Here is a 26074-nt window from a genome sequence, read left to right as displayed (position 1 = left end):
TTTGAATATTACAGAATCAAAATAAATTCAACAGTAAGTCCCCTTAATATTATTTACTTACTTTGAATTTGTAAATATATTTTTCTAAATTTATTGGATATTAATTTGTTGACCTACAGATATTATCCCATGAAAACTCGAACGCTGTTAACTTTTGCAACTATTTTAATTTTTTCAATAGTCAATGCACAGGAAAATGACAAACCTGTTAAGTTGGCATATGTCACATCAGATAAGGTAATGGTTGCCCAGGCGGCTCAGCCAGATGATGACCCCATAATCAGAATGTTTAAGGCAGATACTAATTTTACTGTGACCACATTGGTGGTGGACGATGATGCAACAGTAGATCTGTCGGATTACGATGTGGTGGTTGTTCAGGAAGGATTTAACTCAGGGGCATCAATATTGCGACCGGGAGGGTCACTGGGATTAGCAAATATCAATGTCCCGTTCCTTTATAATAAAACATACGCGCTCAGGGATGGAAGGGCCTTGGATAGTGGCGGCGGGACCAGTTCTGCCCTGGCAGGTATGAGCGTTACTGTAGATCCTGAAAACCAGGGAAATGAGTTGTTTAATGCGATAACGTTTTCGAATAATTCTTTCGATGTTTTCTATCAAACTGCAAATGATTATGGAGATGAGGGAGAAAAGACATTTAATTATACTTATGGGCTGACTATATCTGATGGTTCAACCTTGTTGGGAACAGCAGAAGAAATTCAATATCCGGCAACCACAGCATTTATCAATGATGTACCGGCCGGAACAACAATCGGTTCAGAAACGCTAAATGCCAGGATGATCATTTTGGGGATGAACTTTGGTGCTATATGCTATAATGATGGAAATAATCTTACTGCAGACGGTCTCATGTTATGGCGCAATGCCATATACAGCCTGGCTGGTTTAGAGGTTCCAACTTCCTCGATAATCACTAAACCTGAGTTTCAGATGGCTGGTACTTCCGATCATTTCGAGTATTATTCCTCCATTCCTGATTCGTTGGAGCATGTTCTAAGCATAATGGATGCCATGGAAAAAAGTTATGCTAATTATCTATCCATTTGGGAACGGCCTAATTCAAACACCATCTTCCCGGAAGATCAAAAAATAAGCGTGTATTACTGTGCAAGGGAAGATAATCCTTTGTTCACTTCATCAACTCCTGAATGGGATTGTGGATCGAATGTCTTTGCTTCTGCAATCATTTATATTTGTGAACCGGGCAGTTCAGAGCAATTAAAATATTATGGGGATCTTGCTTCTGTAGCTGTTAATGAACTTTCCCAGATGGCGATAGAGGGTTTGCTGGATCGTAAGATAGATCCCTGGTATGCAGAAGGTTTTGGATTGTATGAAATGGGTTACCGTCCTGACCGTGCCGCACTGCTACAAAAATTAGCTGAACTGGGTACCCAGGAACCTGACGTTGAAACACTGTACGATATTTCCAACCTGAATGAACCGGGAAACATGGATCTGATGGCCAGTTTTTTTGAATCCAAAGCATTACTGGGAAGCTATTTTTTCGGACATTACGGTGATAATCTATATGAATGGTGGCAATTGCTGAAGCATTACTATATCAAGGAGACCGATCGGATCGGGATCAGGTATTCTACAGAGCATTTTGATTACTATGCTGCTGAGAAAGAACTCCCTTTCCTCGAAGCGATGGCAACCAATATGGAGGAACAGCTCACATTGCAGGAAACCCGGTTCGGTCAGCATATTGACCATCGTATCAATATTTGTATTTATGATAATGAAGTTGGATTGGAGATCAATAACCGAACAAATTTTCAGGGACTGGCAGAAGGCGCCGATAAAATCAATACCTCTCATCTCGAGGTCGGTCACTACGGATTGATCAATCATGAGTTTATGCATTTATGGGTTAATATCCTCTGTCCCTTTTCTTTCGAAAGAATTCCATATCCCGGTCAATTTTTGAATGAAGGTCTCGCAGAGAGTACGGATCGTTTCATGACCGATGAAGAAATGCTTGCCCACCGGTATAAAATTGTTGATCTATTTTATCATTATCAAAGAAAATATAACCGGGAACCAACCTGGCTGGAAATAGTGGATAATGCAGAAGTTAATGAAGAAGACGGCTTCTGGGTAGATGCCTATGCTTTGGGAGAGATGTACTGGCGGTACATGTATGATAAATACCCAGAAAATTTCTGGATAAAGGTTAAAATATTTCTTGAGCATGACCGTGACTGGACCGTGTTCGGAGGAAAATCAACTGAGGTAGAAGGAGCTGAATTTATTCAATTCATGAAAGAATTGGCTTATGTTGGTCCACCATTGGAGACAACTTCAATTCCCTTTTTTGAAGATTTTAAAAATGAATTTAAGGGCTGGACACGAATGCGTTTCGGGGGGGATGATCACTGGCAGCTGACAGATAATACAGGATACGATGACGATTCGTGCGCGTACGCTGTGGATCCGTATTGGTTAGGGGAAGAAGAGGATAAAACCATCGATTCCTGGTTGGTTTCCCCTCCAATTGATGCAACAGGTTCAGATGTTTTGAATATACAATTCATGTTCAGGCAAACAGGGTCTGCCAGTAAACCCGAACTTTATTACACCGGTAATTTTAGTGGACCTATCGTAAAAACAGATTGGACTGTTATTGAAAATCTGAATTGGAACATACCTGAATGGACATGGGATAAGATTGAATTTGAAATTGAGAATCCACCTGAAAAGTTATTTATTGCCATCAGATTTCATTCGGTTGACGGTGAGACCTATTCGTATTTAGTTGATAATTTTAATGTCACTCAGCAAGTTGCTGCTTCTGTTCCACAGGTTACAACCTTGAATGCAACTGAAATTTCATCTGCACAGGGTACAATAAACGGAAACATTGTTTCAGATGGTGGCTCTGGTATTACTCAACGTGGCTTTTACTGGAGTTCAACAAATGAAAATCCATCAGCATCGGATAACGTTGAAATTGTAAACGGAACAACTGGTGCATACTCTTATGAACTGACTGATCTGACACCAGAAACAGATTATTACTTCAGGGCCTTTGCTACCAACAGTGAAGGAACTGCTGCGGGTTTAGTTAAGCAGTTTAAGACAATTGAGAACTTAACCGTGCCGGAAGTTGTAACATTATCAGCTTCTTCCAATTCTGAAAATGCAGTAAGTTTGAATGGAAATGTTTCAAGCGACGGTGGAACAACCATTACTCAGCGCGGTTTTTACTGGAGTTTAACCAATACATCGCCTAATGATGGCGACAATAAAGAAGTTATTACAGGAACAACAGGTGAATTTACTTATACGCTTACTAACCTGGTGCCAAATACAACGTATTATTACCGTGCTTTTGCAGATAACAGTGAAGGAACCGCATTAGGAGAGATTCTTCAATTTAAAACTGATGAAGTTTTGAGTTTATTTAACCTGCCATTTTACGATGATTTTAGTGCAGAGTATAAAAACTGGACAATACTTTCAAGAGAAGGAAACGATAACTGGCATATTAGTGGTGATGATGGTATAGATGGAGGCAAGTGTGCACGTGCTTATACCATAAACTCAGATGATGCCGAAGACAACTGGCTCATTTCTCCTTTTTTCAATACACAGGACATGAGTCGGGTTGATGTTCAGTTTAAATACTGGTATTACGGCGATGAATTGATTCCAAGATTCTACTATTCTACAACCTGTAGTGAGATATTCAACGAAGCGGATTGGACTGAAATAACCGGATTACCTGAAATTACGAAATGGGTATGGGAAGACATTAATATTTCGCTCAACGAATTACAGGAATCACTGGTATTTGCCTTTCAATATAATTGCAATAAGGGAGAGGATAATAAAATAATGATCGACAACTTCAGCATAGAAAGTGTACATACAGGAAATACTATGACTTACTCAGCTGATAACGATGTTAAAATATATCCAAATCCTGTAGCACATGAATTAAAAATTAAACTCCAAAATAATTATGGAGTCATTAAAATATACAATGTTCCGGGTAAAAATATTTTATTACAAAGCATAACTAACTCTGAAAATACTATTGACGTTTCAACCTTTGAGGATGGGATATATATTATTGAAGTCATTCAAAATAATAAAGTATTAAGGAGCAAATTTGTGAAAGACTAAAGAGGATCCTTTAAAAGCACCCTTGTTGTGAAGCATTGATCCGTTTTTGGGAATCTTGGATTCAACTATATAGAACCTGTCATAGGTGTTAGAATAAATCATATAAACGAAATGTATCTCTAGTTTAGAGATTTAAAAAGCAAAGCGGGAAAAACAATTGTTTTTCCCGCTTTGTGGTGCCACCAGGAATCGAACCGGGGACACACGGATTTTCAGTCCGTTGCTCTACCAACTGAGCTATGGCACCATTTGGTTTTGCTGTGTGATCTCTTATTGCTAAGAGCGGTGCAAATATAGATATTTTTTCAAATTCTCAAAAACCAGATACAGAAAAATGAGAAATTATTCAGAAACCTTAAGTTTGACCAATTCTATTTTATTTTCTGTGGCTTTCAGTATTTTGAATTTAAACTTACCAATGTCAATAATGTCGTTAACCTTTGGGAGATTTTCATAATGGAATAATATTAATCCTGCCACGGTTTCAAAATCATCTGTCTTGGGTAGTTCAAGGTTTAATTTCTCGTTAACATCGTCAATTTCCAGACGTCCGCTTAAAACGTATTCGTTTTCTCCAACCAGATTGATCTGGAGGTCGGTACTGTCATGTTCATCTTCAATCTCCCCGAAAATTTCCTCCATGATATCTTCCATGGTTACAATGCCTGATGTGCCTCCAAATTCATCAACAACAACGGCGATGCTTCTTTTCTCCTGCATAAAAACCTTAAGCAGTTTGCTGGCTGCCATTGTCTCAGGAACAATAGGTATATTCATGATCCTTGATCGTAAAGTCTTCGGGTTTTTAAACAATTCTGAAGAGTGAACATAACCAACAACATGGTCAATGTTTTCTTTATATATGAGAATTTTTGACAGGCCTGTTTCAATGAACCGGAGCTTTAAATCTTCAAGAGAGGATTCAATGTCAACCGCAACAACTTCGGTTCTTGGAATCACGCATTCACGCAATTTTACACGTGAAAAATCCAGTGCATTCTGAAAGATTTTAACATCATGGTCAATGGGAGCAGATTCTCCCTGATTACTATCATAGGTTTCTTCAAGCAAGTTATTCAGTTCTATTCTGCCAAATACAGGTTTTTCTTCTGATGTGTCGAATTTAACCCTGAAAAGCCGTAAAATTTTTGCCGATACCCAGGATGAAAATGAAGCAACGGGATATAGGAGTATATAAGATAGAATCAGCGGAATCGATAATATCTTTAATGATAGGTTGGGATTCAGCCTGAAAACCGTTTTTGGAAGAAATTCTGCAGTGATCAGAATAATTAATGTAGAGAATATCGTCTGCAGCAATAATACAACGAGCCCTGAATCGACATATCTGAAGAATACCGGTTCAAGCACTTTTGCCATCTGAAGACTATAAATTACAAGTGCAATATTATTTCCAACCAGCATGGTGGCTATAAACTGCTGTGGATGTTCATAGAATATAGAAAGGATGTTTGATGTGAACTGTCCCTTTTGGCGATCCAGTTCAAACCGGAGTTTATTGGAAGCCACAAATGCAATTTCCATGCCTGAGAAAAAAGCTGAGAAAGTAACGGTGATCAGGATGGTAGCGAGTGAACTCATTGCAATATTTTGTATGAAAATAAGAAAGAGAATTTAAAAATTCAAATTATTCGATATCTATCAAAAATGTGGCGGTCACTTTTTCAAATGAATACTGCGTGAAATTCTGGTTGGATTCAAAACCTGTACAAATTACAACCTGTCCGGTTTTATGGTTTGTAATCCTTAACATCTGGTCCGTATAAAGCTTTTCCTTTTCCTGATCCCAATACATTAGTTCGGTTTCAAAGGTTTCATCGTCAATATTTCGGGCAAAGACTTTATTCTCCAGCCTCCATAATTTTTCCTTTTCAAGATACCTGGCATAGTTACATTCAATTTCGGAATCAACTACCTGATCATGATTATATCGTTTGAGTTTTAGTCCCTTGCTGAATTCCCAGTAAGGCTCTTCAACTTTATCGAATACTTCATACAAGGGTGCTGTAATTATATACTTTACATATCCGGAATCTGAAACAATGGATTCAATATTTATTGCTTTGACCGATGGCCACTTGGAACGGTCAATTTCTGGAATAAGTTGTGTTTTGGATTTAGTGCAACCTGAAAAAATTATTGCAGCACAGAATATAAGTGCTGCAATAACAGATTTTTTAATATGGATCTTATACCGTAACAAAATCAGTCTTTAGGCGTACAAATTGTTGTTTCGTTGATCCATCCACCTACATGGTATGGTTTATTCAGTTCAAAACCTTCCTGCATAAATATTTCTTCAGTACCAGGAAAATATTGCGAGTAAATCTTAATATACTTATTAGCCTCGTCCGCGCTGGAAGGATCAATCTGCTTAGCCTTTTTAAATTTGTCAACGGCTGCCCAGTAACCGGCCCTGTTTTCAATGTCTTTGCTTCCCAACTGCTGTGCCTGAGCTGAAGCAGCATACATTTGTCCGATCAGGATGTAAGGATCGCCCCAGTTTGGTCTGGCTGCAATTGCTTTCAAAGCATATGATCTGGCTATAGGATAATCCTTTTTCTTAGTAAATTCAATATTGGCCATCAGGTAAAGATAATCTGCTTTTTTATCGTTATCTGTTTCCAGACTTACGGCTTGTTTAAGATATTCCATGGCTTTATCAATATCCTCATGGCTTGGATTGATATACATCCTTGCCAATGCTACAGCACCAATTGCGCTTGGCTCAATGTCAAATACATATTCGGCAGCTTTAAAATATGTCTCTGATTCAGTACAATCTGATTTGTCAAATGTGTTCAGAATTTTTTCAAGTTCTTCTTTGTTTGACTTTTCTTCTTCTACCCTTGAAGCATACATACTTTCCAGTGTCTTGCAATCCGCAACACCACTTTCTGCAAATTTCTCTTCTGCATAATCGCGAAGTTGATTTACTGTACTATCGTATTTTTTTGTTGCTTTTTGGATATTATCCAGATCAGACTGTATTTCCTGATAATTTGCAATAAGTTTTTCTCCGGTAATTTCGCCTCTGTCATAGAGAACAAAGTTCAGTCCGATATATTTTGAAAGACACGATAATAATGTCGATGCAGTGCTGGATGTGAAATTCTTTTTCAATCCTGTTATTGCACTTTCAAAATTGTCCATCGACTGCTTTAACCCTTCAGTAGTATTTCCATAATATTCATAGTAAGATAAAGCTTTTTTACCCTGAATATATGCTTCCGGATATTTAGAATAATTACCGTAATACTTGATACGTTGGTCGTAAAGCTGCATTAATGATGTTATATACTGATCTTTATCTTCACTGCTCTGAGCTTTTTTGATCTGCCATTCAATAATATTCTCGCCATCCGTATAGATGTAAATACTTGCAGCCGGACATTCGTTGTAACATATTGTCCAGGGTTCAACAGCATCTTTATAATTTTTTTGTTTGGCATATTCGTGAAACAGCGATAAGTTGCTCAGACATCTGACACTGTCTTCTCCATGACCATACTTTGACCCGTCGTCCACTCCTTTCTGGGCGATCATGGTCATCGTAAAAGCAAGTAATGCTAATGTTGTAAATACTTTCGTTTTCATTTTTATTGCGATTAATTTATTATTCCAGTTTTCTGCGGAAGAACCAGTAATCATTGAATGAAAAATTAATGGTTATTTTTCCATACGATTCACTAATTAAAGAACCTCCTGAGGATTTCATCTGCCCAAGTTCAAATGCAATGTTGAACCTTGTTTTCTCGTATCTCAGTGGTAATCCCAATCCAAAAGTCATGCCAAAATTATATAAATCCTCTCCGAGGCCGGTTATATAGTTACTTGAGTAAAATCCACCAAGCCTGTATTCAACACGTTTAAAATAGTTTCTGTCTATAAAGTTAGGGATATATTCAATACCGGCAGAAATTCTTGTCTTATTTCCTAAGGTATCCGTTACATTATAAAATTCGCTTTTGCTCCAGTTCTGCAATTTATATTCGCCGGTTACCGTTAATTTATTTTTTATTTCATATGCTAAACCTATTCCATAAGCTTCCGGCATTTCCATCCCAATGCTTTTGCCAATATGGGAAGCAATGGTAATGGTTGTTATGCCGGCAAAATCCTTTTGAGATATAAGATCTTGTTTGGCATTAAGTGACGTTTTAAATTCATAGGTTCCACCAAGCGTTAAACTGTGTTTGTCGCTGACCGGTAACACAAACTGCAGACCCAAAACCGGATGAAGCGCATTAACATAAAGTTTTTCATAGCTGTAAAAACTGGAATACTCTGTGTTATCAGGGAAATTTACCGTTCTGTTATGAGATACTGCCCCAAACAGATATTCCAGGTTTGCTCCGAGTGATAAATATTTAAAAAATTTAGCAGATACTCCGACAAAAGCGTCTGTTACTCCACCGTAACCGCTGTAAATACTTTGGGTCAGACCAATATTGTTCAGATCTTCTTCAGTGTAGTAATCATATCCAACATTTGACATTGGTCTGGCTCCTAACGATACCCCGATGTTTTTTGAGATTGGAAATGCCATTCCAAGGTAACTGAAATTAACATCGTTATTATATTGCGTCAGATTTCCTGCTTTAAACTGAGAGATTTGACCGGAAAATGCAAATTCAAAAATCTGGCTAAGTGTATCAATTGCACTAAAGGCTGCAGGATTTGAAGGATTTATTGTTTTGTTGGAACGCAATGCAATTCCAGATCCACCCATTGATTGTCCTCTTCCGAAGGTATTGGTTTCAAGCAAGCCCAAGCCATACCTTGTATAGGGCGAACTGGTACTGTTTTGTGCATTTAAAACAGATACAAACATAAGTGCACAAAATGTAAAAAATAAAAATTTAATTCGCATTGTGTTCTAAAATTGTGTTTAGTCCTATCAGTACCAAATTTGGAATTACAAAGATGGTACTTTTTACATATTTTTCAAAAAAAACAGCATCACCTCCTGTCAGAATTACTTTGCCATGAGGATTATTATCTAAAAAACCGGAACATACCCCGTTTATTTCATGTGTTATTCCATTAAAAACACCTTGTTGAATGGCTTCATGTGTGTTTTTACCCAAAATGTTTTCAGAGAATTCAGGTTCAACCAAAGGAAGTTTAGACGTAAATGCATTGAGCGCTTTTAAACGTATCTTTAAACCCGGTGAAATGGTTCCTCCTAAATAATTTCCATCCTTATCAACATAATCGAAAGTGAGAGCTGTGCCTGCATCTATCACAAGGATTGCACTTCCAGCATAAAAATGATACCCCCCAACAGCTCCTGCCAACCGGTCTTTGCCAAGTGTCTCCGGAGTTTCATACAGGTTGTTGAGTGGCGTTTTTATAATATGATCCAAAAAAATAAACTGTGAGAATGATTCACTGAAATCCGCAAAGTCTGAAAGATGACTTTTTGTAGAACTGATCAGGCATTTGTCAGGATGGTATTTTTCTGTAAGAAGTATTAATTCTTCATAATCTGATGATGTACAGGTAAGCGCTTCCAGTAATTTTTCTTTACTGAATATGGCTGCCTTAATCCGTGTGTTACCTTCGTCAATTATCAGGTTCATCATCAATTGTTTATATAAAGACGACAAAAGTATTTATTTTACTGAGATACAAAGTATTTCTGTCGTAAGTAAAGTGTTAATCTTTGATAAATTAATCAGGTTTTATTTAATTTGCTTTACTACAATAACGTTTTTGTAGTCGTCAATATTGCTAAAACGGAGAACAGATGAAACGGTTACAGTAAAATATTTAAATACTGGTATGAAAATAAACTATACAGCCATAATTCTGACGGCTCTTGCCCTGGTTGGTCTTACCATATACCGCCTGTTAACACCTGACGATTATTTAATGATCTTGTCAAAACCGGATCATCAGAACACTTGTTATTTTGCTGAAAGTTCAGATGGTTTGCATTGGAATATGATCAATTCATCTAATCCGGTAAATATTCCATCGCCTGGTCATGTCAGCGAAATAAAGATTTTTAAAGAAAGTAGCCATCGGTTCAATATGCTTTTTAGATCTGAAGATTATCTGATGATGACCTATTCAGATAATTTAATCAACTGGGATAATCCGCGTTTAATTGAAAGTCACTTTGGATCGGAAATTGATTTTTCGGAAATGAGTAATATCAGGGGGCTTTATCAAAACCGGGAACGGTTGAATATATTTTGTTTAAGGAATAACAAGACGGATACGGATGTTTTGTTATTCAGGGTCACAGATAATAAAATTTCTGATCAACCTTTGGAAATTTTACACTCTACGCACAGAATAATGGATTTGCAATGTATGAAGTTTGAAAAGATTAATGTATTGGCGTTGATGCGTGAAGATAGTGTTTCGAAAGGTATGAAGGTTGATTTTTACCAATCGGGAATAACAGATTCAAACTGGACACATGTTTCTGATTTGAAAACAGACGATGAGAACTTGACAGAAACAGTAGTGTTACAAAAAAGTAACAGAGAATTCTGGTTGTATGGAAACCAAAACAGAATAATATCCGTAAAACAAGACAGGGAAACAAACCTGGTAACATCAGAAATATTAGCTGAGAAATCGGATTTTTCTTCAGGTTATGTATTGAAATCCGGACTTAAAATAAGAAGAGACATGATGAAAAAACTAAAGGAGCAACTTAAGAGCCCGAAGTTATAACTCAGTTAAACAGAAAGCGAATATGTTTTGTTATATCATTAAATATTAACCAAATCTTAGTATTATGAATGCAAGCGAAAAGATCGAAAGATACGGTCACTTGAATAAATACGAGAAACTCACCACAGTATCATCACAGAAAATTCCAGGTACGCTGGTATTGGAGGCACCTGAACCATTTCCGGGATATCTGGAATACTACAGTGAACGGCCACACTTTTCTTCTCCGTTGTATATTTATTTTGTCATTCAGGGAAAATCTTCACTTGAAGAAGTTGCCCGGGCCACACAGGCAGCACGTTCTTTGTTTAAAGGGCGTTTTGAGGCAGCGTATGCGGAAATAAAATTTCCACACGAGTCGTACGATGCTATCCGTGTGCGTAATCTTGATAACTTCAGTCAGGTACCGGTATTGCAGGAAGTATACAGTAAAGTAGGTATAAAATTCGAAAAACAGATTAAGGATATTAATGATACTGCATTATTGACCATTAAAAAGCTGTTTCATTTGAATGTGGTTCAGGAAGGCATATACCTTGATGAGGGAGAGCTGGATCAGGGATACTTTGTATTACCTTATCACCTGAAATGGAGCGAGTTCAGAGAATTGGTTCAACGTGTAAAATATAACTGGATAACTGCAAAATCTGATTTTGCACTTGCTTTCTTTTATACCAACGACAGAATAGAAGATGTTGTCAGGGTATATAATCCGTCTTTATCCCCCGAATTTTTACTTGAAGCCCATAAGCAGTTTTTGAACAGAATTTAAGTTATAGGTTTTTAATATTTTTAATGGGAGACCACAGTTTGGGTCTCCTTTTTTGTTTTTTTGGAGTCATCCTGCAATAATCCTTCTTACCGAATATCCTGTATCGGTTTCTGGCTACTAAGTCATAAAAATAGTCCCTTAGAAATCCCGGCATAATATAGAACACAGCTAATATATTTGCTGGAAATCCGAGTAGCCATGCAGTTTTCAATACTGCATCAGACTTAAAGTAAAGTTTATTGTTAAACGAAAGAATTACGGTATCGGGTATGCCTTCTGTGCCTGATAATAATTTTTGTCCTTCAGGTGACTGCAACGGGACATAGCGGAAAATGCTTTTGCTGTCAAACCGCAGGATTAGCCTTGTAGAAAAGTTGCACAGGTTACAATACCCGTCATATAATATTATTGGCACATTCATATTTCATAAACCCGCAGAGAGAACTTTGGTTTACCAAAAAAACTCCGCACCGGAACCTGCTAAGGTAACAATGCGGAGTTGCGATATAATTTAAGGGAACGTTTAGTCGTAAAGGTGAACTATATCACCCGAACCTGTGATGCGGCTGGTTACTTCGGGTTCACCATAATAATATACTTTGCCACTACCATCAATCCGGATATTCAGAATGTCGGTTGCCCAAACCTTACAGGTGCCCGATCCGTTTATATCCACATACGATTCCAGTGTTTCAAGGTAATCGGTAATGATGTCTCCACTGCCATCCAGATTAATAATCTGTTTCCTGGCATATCCCTGACTTCTTATCTTCCCTGAACCGTCGAGACTGGCATCAAAAATCTGGCAGTCGATGTCCGTTGTTGTGATACTACCACTGCCGTTCAAATCAGCAAATACGCGGTCTGCAGCTATTTTTAGCGTCATAATATCACCTGATCCGTCAATGGACATGGCAAAATCATTATTGACGCTGAAGTTGTCCATTACATCAATGTTGCCTGAACCATCAATAGATACATAGTGCAACTCGGGCAATGTGATCTTATACTGGAGTTTATCGTAGCTAATGGTTCGAAATTCATTTTTAAAACCAAGGTGTAGTACGCCGTCAACAACATAATTATTCAATAAATCGTAGAGATCGGAATGCGTAGTGACTTCCACGCTGAATGTTTCACCGTAGTATATGAATACGTCACCAGAACCATCCAGTTCCACACCTTCAAAGTCGCTTAAGGCATAATCTCTTGTTTCTATTGGTCCGTCAGCTTTGTAGTAACCTATACATGAGGTTAACAGGAGGACGCTTAATCCTATAATTGATACAATTATCTTTTTCATCTTCGTATTTTTTATATTAATAGTTTCAGAACCAGCCAAATTTAAAGCTGACTCCGCCTGTGAATCCGTTTAATGCTCTGCTGCTCACATCTTCCAGTTGGAAACCTAATGCCTGATGATAATAACCTCCCAGGGCAATTCTGAAAAAACGTGACAGGTTGACTTCCACTTCAACACCCGGACGCAGCATAAAGAAAAGATCATTCTCTCCTATGTTGCCGTTCTCGTAATATGTCTGGGTTGTATAGTCATATCTTGAGCTTGAAAGGTTTTTCCCTGCACCACCAATTCCGATAACCATTGGCACGCTCAGGTGTACAATTTCCTTGCTCCATATGATTGGCTCAATCAATAGTCCGCCGTAACCACCGGCCAGGTCAAGTTGTGCCACGGATGTTGCAGGATCTTCCACTATATTCTGTGCAAAACCGTAGCCTGCCAGACCAAATGCAAAACTATGGTTGATGATCCATCCCAGGCGCCCGCCGGCTTCAAAAACCTGGTTGCCATTCATTGCTCCACCGGTAATATCAATGCTTAAGTACCCGCCATTGGCTCCTTTGTTACCTAAAAGCGATTTAAAATCGTCTTTGCTGTGATCAACAATTACAAAATCTTCTGTTTTTTCTTCTTCCTGTGCGACAGTAGTTTGTAAAAACAAAAACGCTAAAACTATCGCTGCTAGTATACTTCTGCTTTTCATTATTATATTAGTTTGGATTATTTTACAATTAATTTTAATTCACCTGAAAACATTTCAACGCTGAGGTTTCCATTCAGCATTCCACCAGTGCCGATTGTACCTGTGGATTTATAAATAACATCTTTGCCACTTATTTTTTCTTCTTTAAGATGTGTGTTGGAAGATGAATACATGAAGCGGCTCTTTTGATGTAATATGGACACCGGAAGCATCCCATCCTCAGCGGCGAATGTCAATCCGATATCGGTATAGTTGGAATAAATGGTAATGCTATTTTCATAATGTTCCGGGAAATTCAGGTTCAGGTTTCCATATGTTGTCTTGGAATACACATTCCCTGAAATTTCATCTGCGTTCAGTTTTGAAAAGTAACCGTCCAGATGAAGTTCATCGCACGACTGGATGTATATATCATCATTTCTTCCATTTATCTCCAACAGGTTTGCTTCTCCGATGACGATATCTGCCGACCTGCTTTCAATGTTTATTTTGCCTGCAGAATCCAGTGTCATTTCACCAAAACGTGCCGATATAATGGCGTCTTCCGTAAAGCGTATGGTGGAATTACAATAGGCTGCATTCAGTTTCAATTTCCCAAACATGTTGTATGCCTTAAACTGACCGTGAGCCACATCTATAAATGCATCGCCCGTCATGGTCCCGATAAAAACATCGCCGTACCTGTGTTCCAGAGTCAGGCTAATTGCCTCGGGCATCCATATCTCCAGATCTACTTTTGTTTCTGTGTTTGATTTAAGATCCAGCGGAATAAAATTCAGAAGATCTTTAGCTGGATCAGAAAAAACGGTTTTTACATTTATAATATAACGTGTTTTCGTTATGGTAAAATCTACCGAACTTTTCAGCTTATCCAGTTGCTTTTTGTCTTCTGCCTTGTAATATTCACTTGCTTTGATTATCACCGAATCCTTTTGCCATGTATTAATATGAATGGTCCCATATTTATTGAAGACCTCGAGTTTCGTATCCGGATCAACCTTGTATGAACGGACCGTAATCAGAGTTTCTTCTATACCTGATGCCATTAATCCCAAAGGAATAAGTAACATCAGCAAAAGAATCAGTGTGTTAAGTTTGAATCGTGTGTGTATCATCATCACTGCTGTTTTCGTTATTATTTGTATTCAGCTGATCCAGAATATTTTCCAGTATCTTTAGTTTCAGCCGGTAATTTTGAACCATGGCTTCAATGATTTCCTTTTGAGCAATTCCTTCATTCAAATCGCCCTTCATGGTTTTCATATCTTTATCCAGGAGCTCAAATTCTTCTTTGACTTCTGCAATAACTTCAGGATGTTCCTTCGCAATATGTTCGAGTTCTGCAACTTTAGTATTAACCTGTGATGCATAGTAAGCTTCTGCTTCGCTATACTCTTTAATTGCAGGATCCACATGTCTGTCACTTTTTGTCGCTATTTCTGTCTGAGCCACTTTTATGACCATGTTATATGCACCATACATGGCCAGAACAATGATAACCGCAGCTGCAACTCTTTTGAAGATCCATGAAACGCCTGGCGATTTAATCCGGTCAACGTTTTGATCCAGATTTGCTGAGATCATTTCCCAGCTTTTGGATGATGTTTCAAGATCCTCGAAGCTATCGCGGTTATCATTGATAAACTTTTCCAATCTGTCCGGTTCTTTCATATTACTTCTTCCTTTAAGTATTCCCTGATTTTTAATTTTGCATACCTGTACTGCGTTTTTGAGGTTGAAACCGAAATATTCAGTACATCGGCAATCTGTGCATGCTGGTACCCTTCGAACAAATACAGATCAAAAACTATTCTGGCTCCCTCCGGCAAATCATTCATGGCATTTTTTACTTTTTCAACGGTTAGATTATCCGGATAATCTTCCGTTGTTTCCAAATCCGGTACCTGAAAAAAATCGTAACTTTCAATAAAAGTCAGTTCCGGTTTTTTCATCCTGTACCGGTTAATGGTTTTATTCACCACTATGCGTTTTAACCAGCTGCCAAATGATGCTTCAAACCTGAATGTGTTCAACCTGGTAAATGCATCAATGAACGATTCCTGAAGAATGTCCTCGGCCTCCTCCCTGCTGTTTGTCATCCTGTGGGCAACATTCAGCATTTTGTCGGCATAAAGTGAATATAGCCTGAACTGAGCCTGCCGGTCACCTTGCAAACATTGTTCAATTACATCCTGATTTATGTCAATACTTTTTTTCGCCAAGGTTATCATCCTTTTACACTATTATAGACACTAAAAAATGTTTAGGGTTGTAAAAGTCTCTAAAAAAATTTCAGAAAAAAATAAAAAGTAGCCGAACAACCTTTTTTTTTAGGTGAACAGAGATATCGGATCTTAGCTGTTGTATCTGAATTGCCTGCAGACCCTACAGATAATACTAATAATAAATATTTATTCATGCGCGTATCAAAAAATCTTTAGTATTTTCATCGTGTCATTTTAAAAGAATAAGGATGAAACTAAAAACATTACTTCTATCGCTATTATTTGTTTTGGCTGTCTTTTCAATGAATGCGCAAATGGAAAAGGTCCCGAAGCAATATACCGTCGAAGCAGGTTATATTTATACCTTTGATAACGGATTTGAAAATTCCGGGTCAAACGGTGGACATTTTTTACTGGACTATGCCTGGCAACTTTCAGGATTTCATAAGAAAAAAGCGGCTTATATAACTGTTCCTTTAGGTTACAGCTGGCTTATGGGACAGGGAGCTGAAAAGGATCTGAGAATTCTTTCGTATGGATGGACGGTAAGACACGAGCTGGGAAAGGACAGAGATTTTATTCCTTTTATTGGTTACGGTCTTTTGCTTAATCAATTGCGACAGGAAGGTACAGAAGGTAGTATATTCGGCCATCAGACCCAGTTTGAGTTTGGATTTAATTACACTAAGCCGGAACGAATACAGCCATTCATAAAGTTGGAATACAGCATGATTCGCTTCCCGCAGTTTGGCGCAGATCAAAGCTACAGGATGAACCACCTTGCATTAAAATTCGGCATCAGAATGAATAGCAGGGATGCTAATAAAAAATGATTTTAAATTGCAAGTAAACCGCCTTGGTTTATTATAGATTGTTATTTTTGCAGGGATATTAATTTTAATTATGAAGAATCCTGCAAATTGTACATCCATTCAGGAAGTACGGTCAATCATTGATGAGATCGACTTTGCCATTATTGAATTGCTTTCAAAAAGACAAAAATGTGTTGAGGAGATTGTCCGGTTTAAAAATAATCAGGAAGAAATTGTAGCGGAAGATCGTCAGAAAATACTTTTTGCTCAACGCAGATTGTGGGCGGAACAAAACAACATTTCTCCGGATATGATAGAAAACGTATATAAATTTCTGGTTGAACATAACATAAGCAAAGAATTAAATCTTTTTAATAAGCGATAATTATCAAAGCGAAAATCATGTATAAAAAGGATATTAAAGTAGTGGACTGCACAGTTCGTGATGGTGGCCTCATGAATAAATGGCAGTTCTCCGATGAGTTTGTAAAGGGCGTTTACGATGCTTGTGTGGAAGCAGGTGTTGATTATATGGAGATTGGTTATATCAGCAGCGAATTCGCATTCAGTCGTGATGAAGTAGGCCCGTGGAAATTCTGTGCAGACAGCGATTTGCGACGCATTATGGGAAATAATGAGACTAACCTGAAAATATCAGCAATGGCCGATATTGGGCGTATTGATCCTAAAGACATACCTAACCGGGCAGACAGTGTTATCGATATGATGCGTATAGCCTGTTATGTGCACCAAATGGATAAGGCCATAGAACTGGCTCATCATTGTATGGACAAAGGATATGAAACAACCATAAACCTCATGGCTGTATCAAAGGTCAATGAACGGGATTTGGAAGAGGCATTATCAGATGTTGCCAAATCAAGAGTTCCGGTATTTTACCTGGTGGATAGTTTTGGAAGTATGTATAGTGAAACCGTACTTCATTTAATGAAAAAATACAAGGACATGTTGCCGGATAAAGAAATTGGAATTCATGCACACAATAACATGCAACTGGCCATGTCAAATACCATATCCGCATTAATGGATGGAGCAACCTATCTTGATGCTACCTTGCTGGGGATGGGGCGCGGAGCAGGCAACTGTCCGGTTGAAATTCTGATAGCATTCCTTAAAAATCCGAAGTACAGGTTACTTCCGTTGTTAAAAGCAATACAGGAACAGGTACTGCCCTGGCAGGAAAAGATTGACTGGGGTTATCATGTTCCTTATCTGATTACCGGAGCAATGAATGAGCATCCCCGAAGTGCAATGGCTTGGATGGATTCAGAAGAGAAAAACGATTTTGTGAAGTTCATGAAATCTATGCACGATTATGAATTGCTTGAATAGTAGAGTGAAAAAATAAAATAAAAAGCCGCCTGAATTTATCAGGCGGCTTTTTATTGCACCGTATATGGTTTTAAAGTTTAATGACTTTCTCTGTTTGTACCTGCTTATTCGTTTTAATTATTACCATGTACATTCCTTTGGGCAGATTTTCTGCAGCTTTCCAGTTTATTGTGTATGAGCCGGAATTGAATGTTCCGTCTTCAATCTGCCGGATGAATTTCCCATCCTGTCCAAGAATACTTATGGAAACATATGTCCTTTCGGCAAGCTCGAATGTTACACTGAGATTGTCACGGAAAGGATTCGGATATGTTGTAAGTAAAGCGAAATCTTCCGCCACCGGATTCGTAACCGGTGTTCCCCAGTAAACATTTTCTTTTCCGGGTGTACCGTAATTATCTGTAATATACCATTCTTCTCCGTTGGTATTCTCAATTCGCTGATAAGAGAATGCATCATTATCAACAGGATTTGGGTTAGTATATGGTAGAGAGTCAACCAGGATTTTCTGATGATTATATAGTCTTACACAGTCACCGTCATTAGCAAATCCAAAGTCAAAATCACCGGTTTTTGAAATTGCATATCCGTAGTAATCAGCTACTGCTCTCGCATTGCGGCATATGACAAGATAACCCTTAGCTTCAATCGCAGTGCCCTCGGGTAGAATAAATACATGATCATCATCATCGTCTTTTAAAATCCAATTTGAGAGATCAACGGCATTATCACCTTTATTGTAAATTTCAACCCAATCTTCAGGCGTTGGAGCATTTACATTATTATAAAACACTTCATTTATCACAATAATTTCCTTGTAGGATGGATCAACCTCAAATATGGCCTGAATGGTTGAAGGATTACTGGTCGTGACATAAACTGTATCGTTGAGCGATGAAACAGATCCGTACCATCTTTTAAATCTGTAGCCTTTTTTGGGCTTGGCAACCAAGCGGATCGGGATATCATTAAAATAGTCTCCGTTCCATGGATAGCCATATTTGTTCAGATCAACAGTATTTATTTTTATGTCTCCCATATTAGGATCATTAACGGTAAGGGCAAGACTGTACATTCCATCAATGCTATAATAATTACGAACAAAGTTTTTAATAACATTGGGGCGTTGTGCACCATAATATTTCATTCCATCCGTACGTGACGACCATCCGTTTGCATCTCCTCCCCAGCGACTCATATGTGCCGGAATTTCACTGCTGATCGCACCTTTCATCTTATCGAAAATGGGAAGGAAGTAATCGGATTGCCATAGCGTATTTATAACATCAGCAAATGCGTTGATGAATACGTGCTGAAAGTCTTCATTCGTATTCATCTTTCGCAGCAGATAGGTTGATAATGCCGGATTTGGCCAGCCAGTGTTGTTATCTGCCATGGCAAATGTTAACGTATTATGGTTAACATCAGAAAATCCGAAATCCAGATCAAATGTCATCCAGCGCCAACGGGCATCGTAATCGAAGCTTTGCCAATATTTAAAATTATTTCCCGGCCAGTCTGTATTTTTAACGGCAATATTACAGGCTTCGTATAATGCAAAATTTTCAACATCCATTTGTTTTTTCACCCAGTTATAGCTTTCCGGTAAGGAAAGATCATTATTTTCAATATAGTCGAGAAGATCCAGATAATGCTGGTCATCTCCCTGAACCAGATTGATCAGCCAGTTAACATGAAACTGCATGATATTTACAGTAGACGGATCAAGATTGTAGTGTGTGGCATAATAGTATTCATCAAACCTTTCACGGATATTATGAATTCCCCAGTATTCACCATTGATGTATACCACTGAAGGCTGATAAGCCTGCTTGTCAATCTCGTCCGGGAAGAATCGGCTTGCGTACGCATCCTTCATCATGGTCTGGTTCCAGTCGTTACCCGAACTGCGCAGGTTCAGACTATAGAATTTGTCGATATCCAGATCATCAAAAACCTTATAATCCAGTCCGTCTTTACCGTATCTCTTTCTGAATCTCAGGCTTAGAGATTTTTGCGCAAAGTTACGGCTACATCCGCCAAATATTTTCACACCCGCATCTTGCGAAAATGCCTGGGTGCCATTTGGCAAAATCATACTCACATTTACAGGGCGTTCCCAGTCCTGCCACCAGTTTTGTCCGTTATCACAGTTTTCCCCACTGGAAGTATGTCCGGGGCCATTTACATAAATCCCGTTTTCATAACCAAAAAAGTTATCCGGGTCAGATACCAGTGAAATAACCGGAAGATCATGTTTGATATTAAACAGATAACTTTCTGTGCAAACTGGTCCCGGCATTCCGCCATCGTTAATAATGGCGGCTCTTATGGCTTTGGTGGAATTTATACTTATTGGTCCTGTATATGGGGTGCTTGATTTTGTAGGTTCAGTATAATCCGTAGTGTAGTAGATGTGATCCGATGTATTATCGGAACTCAGTGAAAGCGTAATACTGTTGTTAAAGATACCACCTTTAACCGAAAAAGTAACATCTCCGGTCAATGACGTATAGCCCTGGGTTGAATTAGCTGCTTCAGGTGTCGGATCCGGAAAATAATTAAACTCATCATAATATACATAATTTCTTCCGTATGAAATATTCGTAGGCAGTTCAGGTACCCGAATTGAATCTGCCAGATTATTGTTTTTAAATAAATACAGGCTTTCTCCTGAAGATGAGATGCTGAAGTCAGTATGAAATTTTGCTTGAGGAAGATCAACAAAATCTTCAAGTGATCCGGAAACAGGGGAAGTGAATCCAAGAGAAAGGAATGGAATCGCGGTCATGTCAGAGCTGTTGGTTCCTGCATTGTGTACCTGAATGGCCAACACATTTTCACCGTCAATCAATAAGTCCTGAATGTTTTCTAATGGAAATTCATTGGGATTTCCTCCTGTATACATCAAAGCTTCATGACTGGAGTTGTCTGCAAACGCGTTGTAAGCAGGCGGGCCAGAAGAAGTTATATTGGCCCTGGCAATTTCATTGCCATTCAGATAAGCGACGAAGGCATCATCATAATCCATGTGTAATATAGCCTTCTGTACCAGATTTTTATCTTTAATTGTAAATGATTTGCGCATGAAAACAGATATGGTTGAAGCGGGTACCGTTGTATTATCGTCATTGTCACCATAACCTATCCCACTTGTTCCATCCGACCATGCTGCATCATCGAAACTATTTCCTCGCCAATCTGAATTTATCTCTGAAGAGGGTATGATATATTTCCAGGCATCACCTTGTTTAATGATTGTTTCCCAGTATTGAGGTGCATCTTTTTTGTCTTTTCCGGATGCAAAAACAAGTAAATACTGATCAGGTGACAATGAAAAAGCAGGGAAGTGCCAGGCTTTCGATGTATCCATGTCATCAGAAACACTATAATCGGCGAGATCGACAACTTCGTTACTGTTATTCCATATTTCGAACCAGTCGGGTGTGTCACCGTCTTCATCTCTGAGATACTGCTGGTTAGAAGACATGACTTCATTTATGACTACCTGTTGTGGCAGACAAACCTGTAGAAGCACTACAGATAAAATACCTGTGAGTATTGATCGGGCAAGCACCATTAATTTTTACCTTAAAACATAAAACAAGCTAACAAATGTAACAATTATTACAAATAGATAACATCTACTGTCTGCTAATTACTCATTAATTAATCACTGTTTATCAGTTTTTTATGTTGTAAAACATGGAAATGTCCAAATGTTAAGTTAAAATCCCAAATCTGTTAGTTCTTTTAAAACCAATCGGTATTTGGCTCTTGTCAGATTCAGTTCAGATAAAATATCAATTTGATGGTTGAGCTGCTCACATGTAACGATATCCTTCTCAAGCAAAAGTTGTTTCTCTTTTAATGTCAGACTATGCAGAATTGTAACCGGATAAATTTTTAAACGCTCAATTAACTCTTTCAGACTGTTGCCATAAGGATAATCCCATGCAAGAAGATTTAACCCGCTACATTTACTGTACTGGATTGAATCGGAAGAAAAACGGGTGTTTGTCACTACCCAGCCTTGAAATGTTAATCCGCTGTATGCCTGTAACGTTTCACGCTTTTTGATGATGTCATCGACTCTTGATCTCACATAAAGAGGCACCTGTATGCTGACCTGTTTCCCCTGATCCTTATGATACTTACATTCCATCAGATGTTGCATTCCGTCTTTGGTTGCAATCACATCCATTTCGTGCGTTATACAACGGCCATCTACAACAATTCCAACCTCTGTTTCATACCCCTGGCGCGCAAAAATCTGTCCGATAAGATCTTCAAACGGATAACCCGACGGGCCCAGTTCAAAAATGGCCTTTTTCAGTTTGTACCGGACAGAAGCAGCTGACCGTTCTCTTTTTAGGAGTGAAAAAGCGCGTTGATATATTTGCTTGGTTGTAATGCCCGGAAAGATATAGTCAGAGATTTCCTTTGCGATATTTTCTATAGTAGCATCGGATGCTCCTGCGTTATGCAAGGATTTTTTGAGTTTCTCAACATGAAAGAATTCTTCTTCACCCGACGCCTTTTTAATGCTGATATTACGCGGTTTCATTTAAATATATTTAAAGGCAACTATAAATATAGCTCATATTATGTAATATGAAAGTGTAAAAAGGAAACAAAAATCCCCGCCTAATAAAAGCGGGGACATAATGTTTTCGAGTAATTATCATTCGAGAATGAGTTTTCTGGTATCTGTGACATGATTTGCAGAATTCATAATGTGAATCAGATACATACCAGGATCACCAAATTCATCTATGTTTATCTTGTAGATTGGCTCATTGATATTGGATTCAAATACTACTCTTCCACTGACGTCTGTTATCTTAATTTGGTATGAAGAGATCTGATTATAATAACTTCCTGTATTTATGGTCACCATATCCCTGGTCGGATTTGGATAGATTAAAATTCTGTTTGTCAGATCTTCTTCCTCATTATTGGTAAAAATGACATCAATTATGAGTGTATCGGTAACAGATACAGAGTCTGTAACTGATTCTGTACAATAATTTGGATCAAAAATGTATTTTTCATACTGTGTTACTATACTATCGCAACCATATATGCATATAAGAGTATCAATACCCCTGTAATATGTTTGAGGTGAAACCACCTCAAATTCTTTGGATGAGACATAATATATGGCTGTATCTATTACACTTCGTTCTTTACAAATCACTTCTGAATAGAGCTCCTGTATTTCTTGATAGGATATGGCTCTGCTGTAGATTCTTATATCATCAATGACACCAGGCACATTGTCTTCCCGGTCGCCGGATTTGCCAATATAGAGATCATGATTAAATGCATTTAATATCCCAATATTAAGTTTGGTATCTATTAATTCATCATTTACATACAATTTACAGGTTTCACCATCAAAAGTCATTGAGATAAAATACCATTTAGCAGGTTCCCATATATAATTTTCGCTCCGGTTTCCGGTTCTGGCATTTTGGGTATTTATATCACAAGCAAATCTGTAACGTGAATAATCTTTGTAATCACCTGAGACACCAACATGATATTGTGGTGTTGTATCGGAATAATGTCCTTTATCTATAAGGCTGTTATTTCCAATGCCAACAAAATAATCAGGTTTATACCATAAGCAAATACTTATTTCATTCGGATTTAACAAATCAGTATCTTTTACGACCATATAATCATTAATTCCATCAAAACTATACGCGTTGTTTGTATTACCAAATCTGTCGTAAGTTAACTCCGGGCCGTTAACATCCGCGTGCAAATTGTTACCACTGTAATCATATGCATTCCCGTCAAAAGGATAGTAAGCAACTAAACCACTATCAAGTTTAACCGGTGGAATATGCTCATTATATAAATCGCTAATGTTATTTTCAGATAGTGCTTTACTGAATATTTTGATTTCATCCAAATAACCTGAAAACGGATTAATATCTCCATAGTATAATTTTTGAAGTCCGAATTTTAAGTCCTGATCATTATCAGTGTTTTGCGGAGTTGCTATTGTTTGGGCAACAAGATGATTATCGACAAACAGTTGATGTAAACTATCCATTCTTACCGCTACTACATGATGCCATTCATTATCTGCAATATTATTTTTGCAGGTTGTTATAATAGAATTTCTGGTTCCGTTTCCGGTTGTATAAGACGCAGTGCCTTGTTGATCATTTAGCCTTATCCAGTACTGGGGATCATCGTATTCATTAATTCCTCCTTTCTGGCAAATCATTTGTCTTGCATCTGAGTTGCTTTTTACCCAAAGTGAAATACTGAAATCTTCGGTGCCGAAATTCAGTTTATTATCGTGGGGCACAACAAGGTAAGCAGCATTTTCGAAATAAGCGGCGGCATTGTTTTTGCCAAATAAGTCTGATCCAAACGTTACACCATGATTTTCTGCGTCAAAACCATTGCCACTCATGTCATTAAATGTGGAGTCCAGGGGGTAATAGGCCACCAAACTATCCGTAATATTTGAAACCGGTTCCTGTTCATTATAAAGACGATCTAATTCGTTATCTGTTAAAATTCTGTTGTAAATTTTCACTTCGTCAATGTAACCTATGTATTTTCTCGAACCGTTATAATTATCATAAATGCCACCGATTATCCAGTCGATATTATTGGATGTAGATGAGATATTCTCTATAGAAATCGAATTTACGGTGTCTCCATCTAAGAAGGTAGTTAATTTTTGGGTGGAAGAATCAACAGATACCACCAATAAATGCCATGTGTTGTCCCATATCATACCGACATTATTTTCGTATGTGTTGTATGTATCGTAAATAACAGAATTACAGCCTTTAGGGCCGGCTTGTAAACTGTATGGATATGAGGAAGTTGTTTCTGAATTCCATTTTTCAATAACACGGCATGCATTCATTACAGTTGAGTCACTCTTTAACCATAGCATTATCGTATATGAATCAGTTTGTGCATTAAAACTATTAAGAGCAGTATGCGGAATTATAATCTGATCATCAACACCATCAAAATAGTATGCCGAATTGAAGTTGTTGAATCTGTCTTTTGCCGATTGTATGTCTCCAACTACAATTCCATGATTTTCATTTCCACTAAAGTCATTAGCATTTCCATCAAATGGATAATAGGCAATAAGTCCTTCTTCAGTATTATTTATCTGGTCGTATTTATCATATAAACTGTCTATTTCATCATAGTTTAAAGCGCGGGAATAAACCCGTACATCATCTATTTTACCGTTGAAGTTATAGTTAAAACTATTATAATTTTTATTATTTCCCGCAAAAGTGCCGATATATAATGGGTGGTTCATATTCAGAGAAACGCCATCATTAAGGTCTTCTGAAATTAATTCCCCGTTAATGTAACTACGTGTTGTATCTCCTTCCCGTATAAACACACAATGACACCATTGATCTAATAACGCTGTTCCAGGGGAGAATTGTGAAATAAAAACATTTCCATCCAGATCTTTTGTTGAAGTCAAAACATATGATTTGTAGCTTTCGTCCAAGCCCAAAGAAATATTAAATCCATCAGTAATAATATCTGAGCTGTCAACAGAAGACTTTGCATGTCCGTCAAAAATGTAAGGTAGGTCAACTAAAGATTTCCAGTTATCACTTGGCTGTATTTCCCAGTCTGCTAATCTGAACCAAACAGAAATTGAAAAATCACAAACACTGTCAAGGTTTTTAATTGGCGAAATTTCAATAAAATCATCTATTCCGTCAAAATAGTAAGCGCTGTTTTCATTTCCGAATCTGTCATCTGTTATGCTGGCACCATAAACTGTTCCATTATTATTATTATTAATGCTCGAATCATTAGCATTCCCGTCAAATGGGTAGTATGCAACTAATCCACTATCCAGTTTTATCTGACCTAAAGTAATTTGGGCAATAAAAGCTACTAATAGAAGTAATTTTGTTTTCATAGCACTACGGTTAATTGAATAATTCTCAAACAGATTGCTAAGTTAAGTAATTTTTTAAAAATGATATATAATTTTTAACACCTTACTTTTTT

20 protein-coding genes and 1 tRNA gene are annotated in these 26074 nt (G+C 37.8%); 6 read left to right on the top strand and 15 right to left on the bottom strand.

What is annotated here, in order from left to right; all coding sequences use genetic code 11:
* Positions 1-129: 129 nt before the first annotated feature.
* Positions 130-4161, top strand: coding sequence for a choice-of-anchor J domain-containing protein (locus tag ACE1ET_RS13130; RefSeq protein WP_375728868.1), 4032 nt, complete (start codon positions 130-132; stop codon positions 4159-4161).
* A 174-nt stretch (positions 4162-4335) separates the two neighbouring features.
* On the opposite strand, the gene ACE1ET_RS13125 is transcribed toward ACE1ET_RS13130, so the two are convergent.
* The 6 genes from ACE1ET_RS13125 to ACE1ET_RS13100 all read right to left on the bottom strand — a co-directional run bounded on the left by ACE1ET_RS13125 (position 4336) and on the right by ACE1ET_RS13100 (position 9770).
* Positions 4336-4408 (bottom strand) — tRNA-Phe (locus ACE1ET_RS13125).
* A 95-nt stretch (positions 4409-4503) separates the two neighbouring features.
* The gene (locus ACE1ET_RS13120; RefSeq protein ID WP_375728867.1) at positions 4504-5763 is read right to left on the bottom strand and encodes a hemolysin family protein; all 1260 of its coding nucleotides are present in this window, start codon (positions 5761-5763) and stop codon (positions 4504-4506) included.
* A 46-nt stretch (positions 5764-5809) separates the two neighbouring features.
* Positions 5810-6385, bottom strand: coding sequence for an LPS export ABC transporter periplasmic protein LptC (lptC, locus tag ACE1ET_RS13115; protein ID WP_375728866.1), 576 nt, complete (start codon positions 6383-6385; stop codon positions 5810-5812).
* Positions 6386-6387: 2 nt separating this feature from the next.
* Entirely contained in the window at positions 6388-7779 is a 1392-nt protein-coding gene (locus tag ACE1ET_RS13110) for a tetratricopeptide repeat protein (RefSeq protein ID WP_375728865.1), read from the bottom strand.
* A gap of 19 nt (positions 7780-7798) precedes the next feature.
* Positions 7799-9055 carry a BamG family beta-barrel-assembly machinery protein gene (locus tag ACE1ET_RS13105; RefSeq protein WP_375728864.1) on the bottom strand — a complete coding sequence of 419 codons (1257 nt, stop codon included), beginning with the start codon at positions 9053-9055 and terminating at the stop codon, positions 7799-7801.
* The gene (locus ACE1ET_RS13100) at positions 9045-9770 is read right to left on the bottom strand and encodes a type III pantothenate kinase (protein ID WP_375728863.1); all 726 of its coding nucleotides are present in this window, start codon (positions 9768-9770) and stop codon (positions 9045-9047) included. The genes ACE1ET_RS13105 and ACE1ET_RS13100 overlap by 11 nt, the downstream gene beginning before the upstream one ends.
* Before the next feature lie 199 nt (positions 9771-9969).
* Here ACE1ET_RS13100 and ACE1ET_RS13095 point away from each other — a divergent pair, with 199 nt between their 5' ends.
* The gene (locus ACE1ET_RS13095) at positions 9970-10875 is read left to right on the top strand and encodes a hypothetical protein (protein WP_375728862.1); all 906 of its coding nucleotides are present in this window, start codon (positions 9970-9972) and stop codon (positions 10873-10875) included.
* A 64-nt stretch (positions 10876-10939) separates the two neighbouring features.
* Positions 10940-11647, top strand: a complete 708-nt coding sequence (locus ACE1ET_RS13090; RefSeq protein WP_375728861.1) for a hypothetical protein — start codon at positions 10940-10942, stop codon at positions 11645-11647.
* Position 11648: 1 nt separating this feature from the next.
* Here the strand turns inward: ACE1ET_RS13090 and ACE1ET_RS13085 are convergent, their stop codons facing one another.
* The 6 genes from ACE1ET_RS13085 to ACE1ET_RS13060 form a co-directional block, all read right to left on the bottom strand.
* Positions 11649-12068 (bottom strand): thiol-disulfide oxidoreductase DCC family protein, encoded by a 420-nt coding sequence (locus ACE1ET_RS13085; RefSeq protein WP_375728860.1) that lies wholly within the window; start codon positions 12066-12068, stop codon positions 11649-11651.
* A 102-nt stretch (positions 12069-12170) separates the two neighbouring features.
* Complete coding sequence (locus ACE1ET_RS13080) at positions 12171-12950, bottom strand: head GIN domain-containing protein (RefSeq protein WP_375728859.1); 780 nt, start codon at positions 12948-12950, stop codon at positions 12171-12173.
* A gap of 25 nt (positions 12951-12975) precedes the next feature.
* A complete protein-coding gene (locus ACE1ET_RS13075; protein ID WP_375728858.1) occupies positions 12976-13653 on the bottom strand; it encodes a hypothetical protein in 678 nt (225 codons plus the stop codon).
* Between the two features lie 17 nt (positions 13654-13670).
* Complete coding sequence (locus ACE1ET_RS13070) at positions 13671-14771, bottom strand: hypothetical protein (protein ID WP_375728857.1); 1101 nt, start codon at positions 14769-14771, stop codon at positions 13671-13673.
* Entirely contained in the window at positions 14743-15324 is a 582-nt protein-coding gene (locus ACE1ET_RS13065; protein ID WP_375728856.1) for a hypothetical protein, read from the bottom strand. Before ACE1ET_RS13065 ends, ACE1ET_RS13070 begins: the two co-directional genes overlap by 29 nt.
* A complete protein-coding gene (locus ACE1ET_RS13060; RefSeq protein WP_375728855.1) occupies positions 15321-15875 on the bottom strand; it encodes an RNA polymerase sigma factor in 555 nt (184 codons plus the stop codon). The genes ACE1ET_RS13065 and ACE1ET_RS13060 overlap by 4 nt, the downstream gene beginning before the upstream one ends.
* Before the next feature lie 251 nt (positions 15876-16126).
* On the opposite strand from ACE1ET_RS13060, the gene ACE1ET_RS13055 reads away from it, so the two are divergent.
* From ACE1ET_RS13055 to ACE1ET_RS13045, 3 genes are all read left to right on the top strand, one after another.
* Positions 16127-16711: a hypothetical protein gene (locus tag ACE1ET_RS13055; protein ID WP_375728854.1), complete on the top strand. Its 585-nt coding sequence runs from the start codon at positions 16127-16129 to the stop codon at positions 16709-16711.
* A 70-nt stretch (positions 16712-16781) separates the two neighbouring features.
* Positions 16782-17075, top strand: coding sequence for a chorismate mutase (locus ACE1ET_RS13050; protein ID WP_375728853.1), 294 nt, complete (start codon positions 16782-16784; stop codon positions 17073-17075).
* Between the two features lie 17 nt (positions 17076-17092).
* A complete protein-coding gene (locus ACE1ET_RS13045; protein WP_375728852.1) occupies positions 17093-18043 on the top strand; it encodes an aldolase catalytic domain-containing protein in 951 nt (316 codons plus the stop codon).
* 70 nt (positions 18044-18113) lie between these two features.
* On the opposite strand, the gene ACE1ET_RS13040 is transcribed toward ACE1ET_RS13045, so the two are convergent.
* The 3 genes from ACE1ET_RS13040 to ACE1ET_RS13030 form a co-directional block, all read right to left on the bottom strand.
* Positions 18114-21623, bottom strand: a complete 3510-nt coding sequence (locus tag ACE1ET_RS13040) for a CotH family protein (protein WP_375728851.1) — start codon at positions 21621-21623, stop codon at positions 18114-18116.
* A 147-nt stretch (positions 21624-21770) separates the two neighbouring features.
* A complete protein-coding gene (locus tag ACE1ET_RS13035) occupies positions 21771-22610 on the bottom strand; it encodes a restriction endonuclease (protein ID WP_375728850.1) in 840 nt (279 codons plus the stop codon).
* Positions 22611-22727: 117 nt separating this feature from the next.
* Complete coding sequence (locus ACE1ET_RS13030) at positions 22728-25982, bottom strand: LamG-like jellyroll fold domain-containing protein (protein WP_375728849.1); 3255 nt, start codon at positions 25980-25982, stop codon at positions 22728-22730.
* Positions 25983-26074 lie beyond the last annotated feature (92 nt).

It is taken from the genome of Quyinboa mangrovi (assembly GCF_042219825.1).
Classification (GTDB): domain Bacteria; phylum Bacteroidota; class Bacteroidia; order Bacteroidales; family UBA5342; genus JBHJHP01.
The sequence above is the reverse complement of the archived record's forward strand: the minus strand, read 5'-3'. Positions and strand labels throughout refer to the sequence as shown.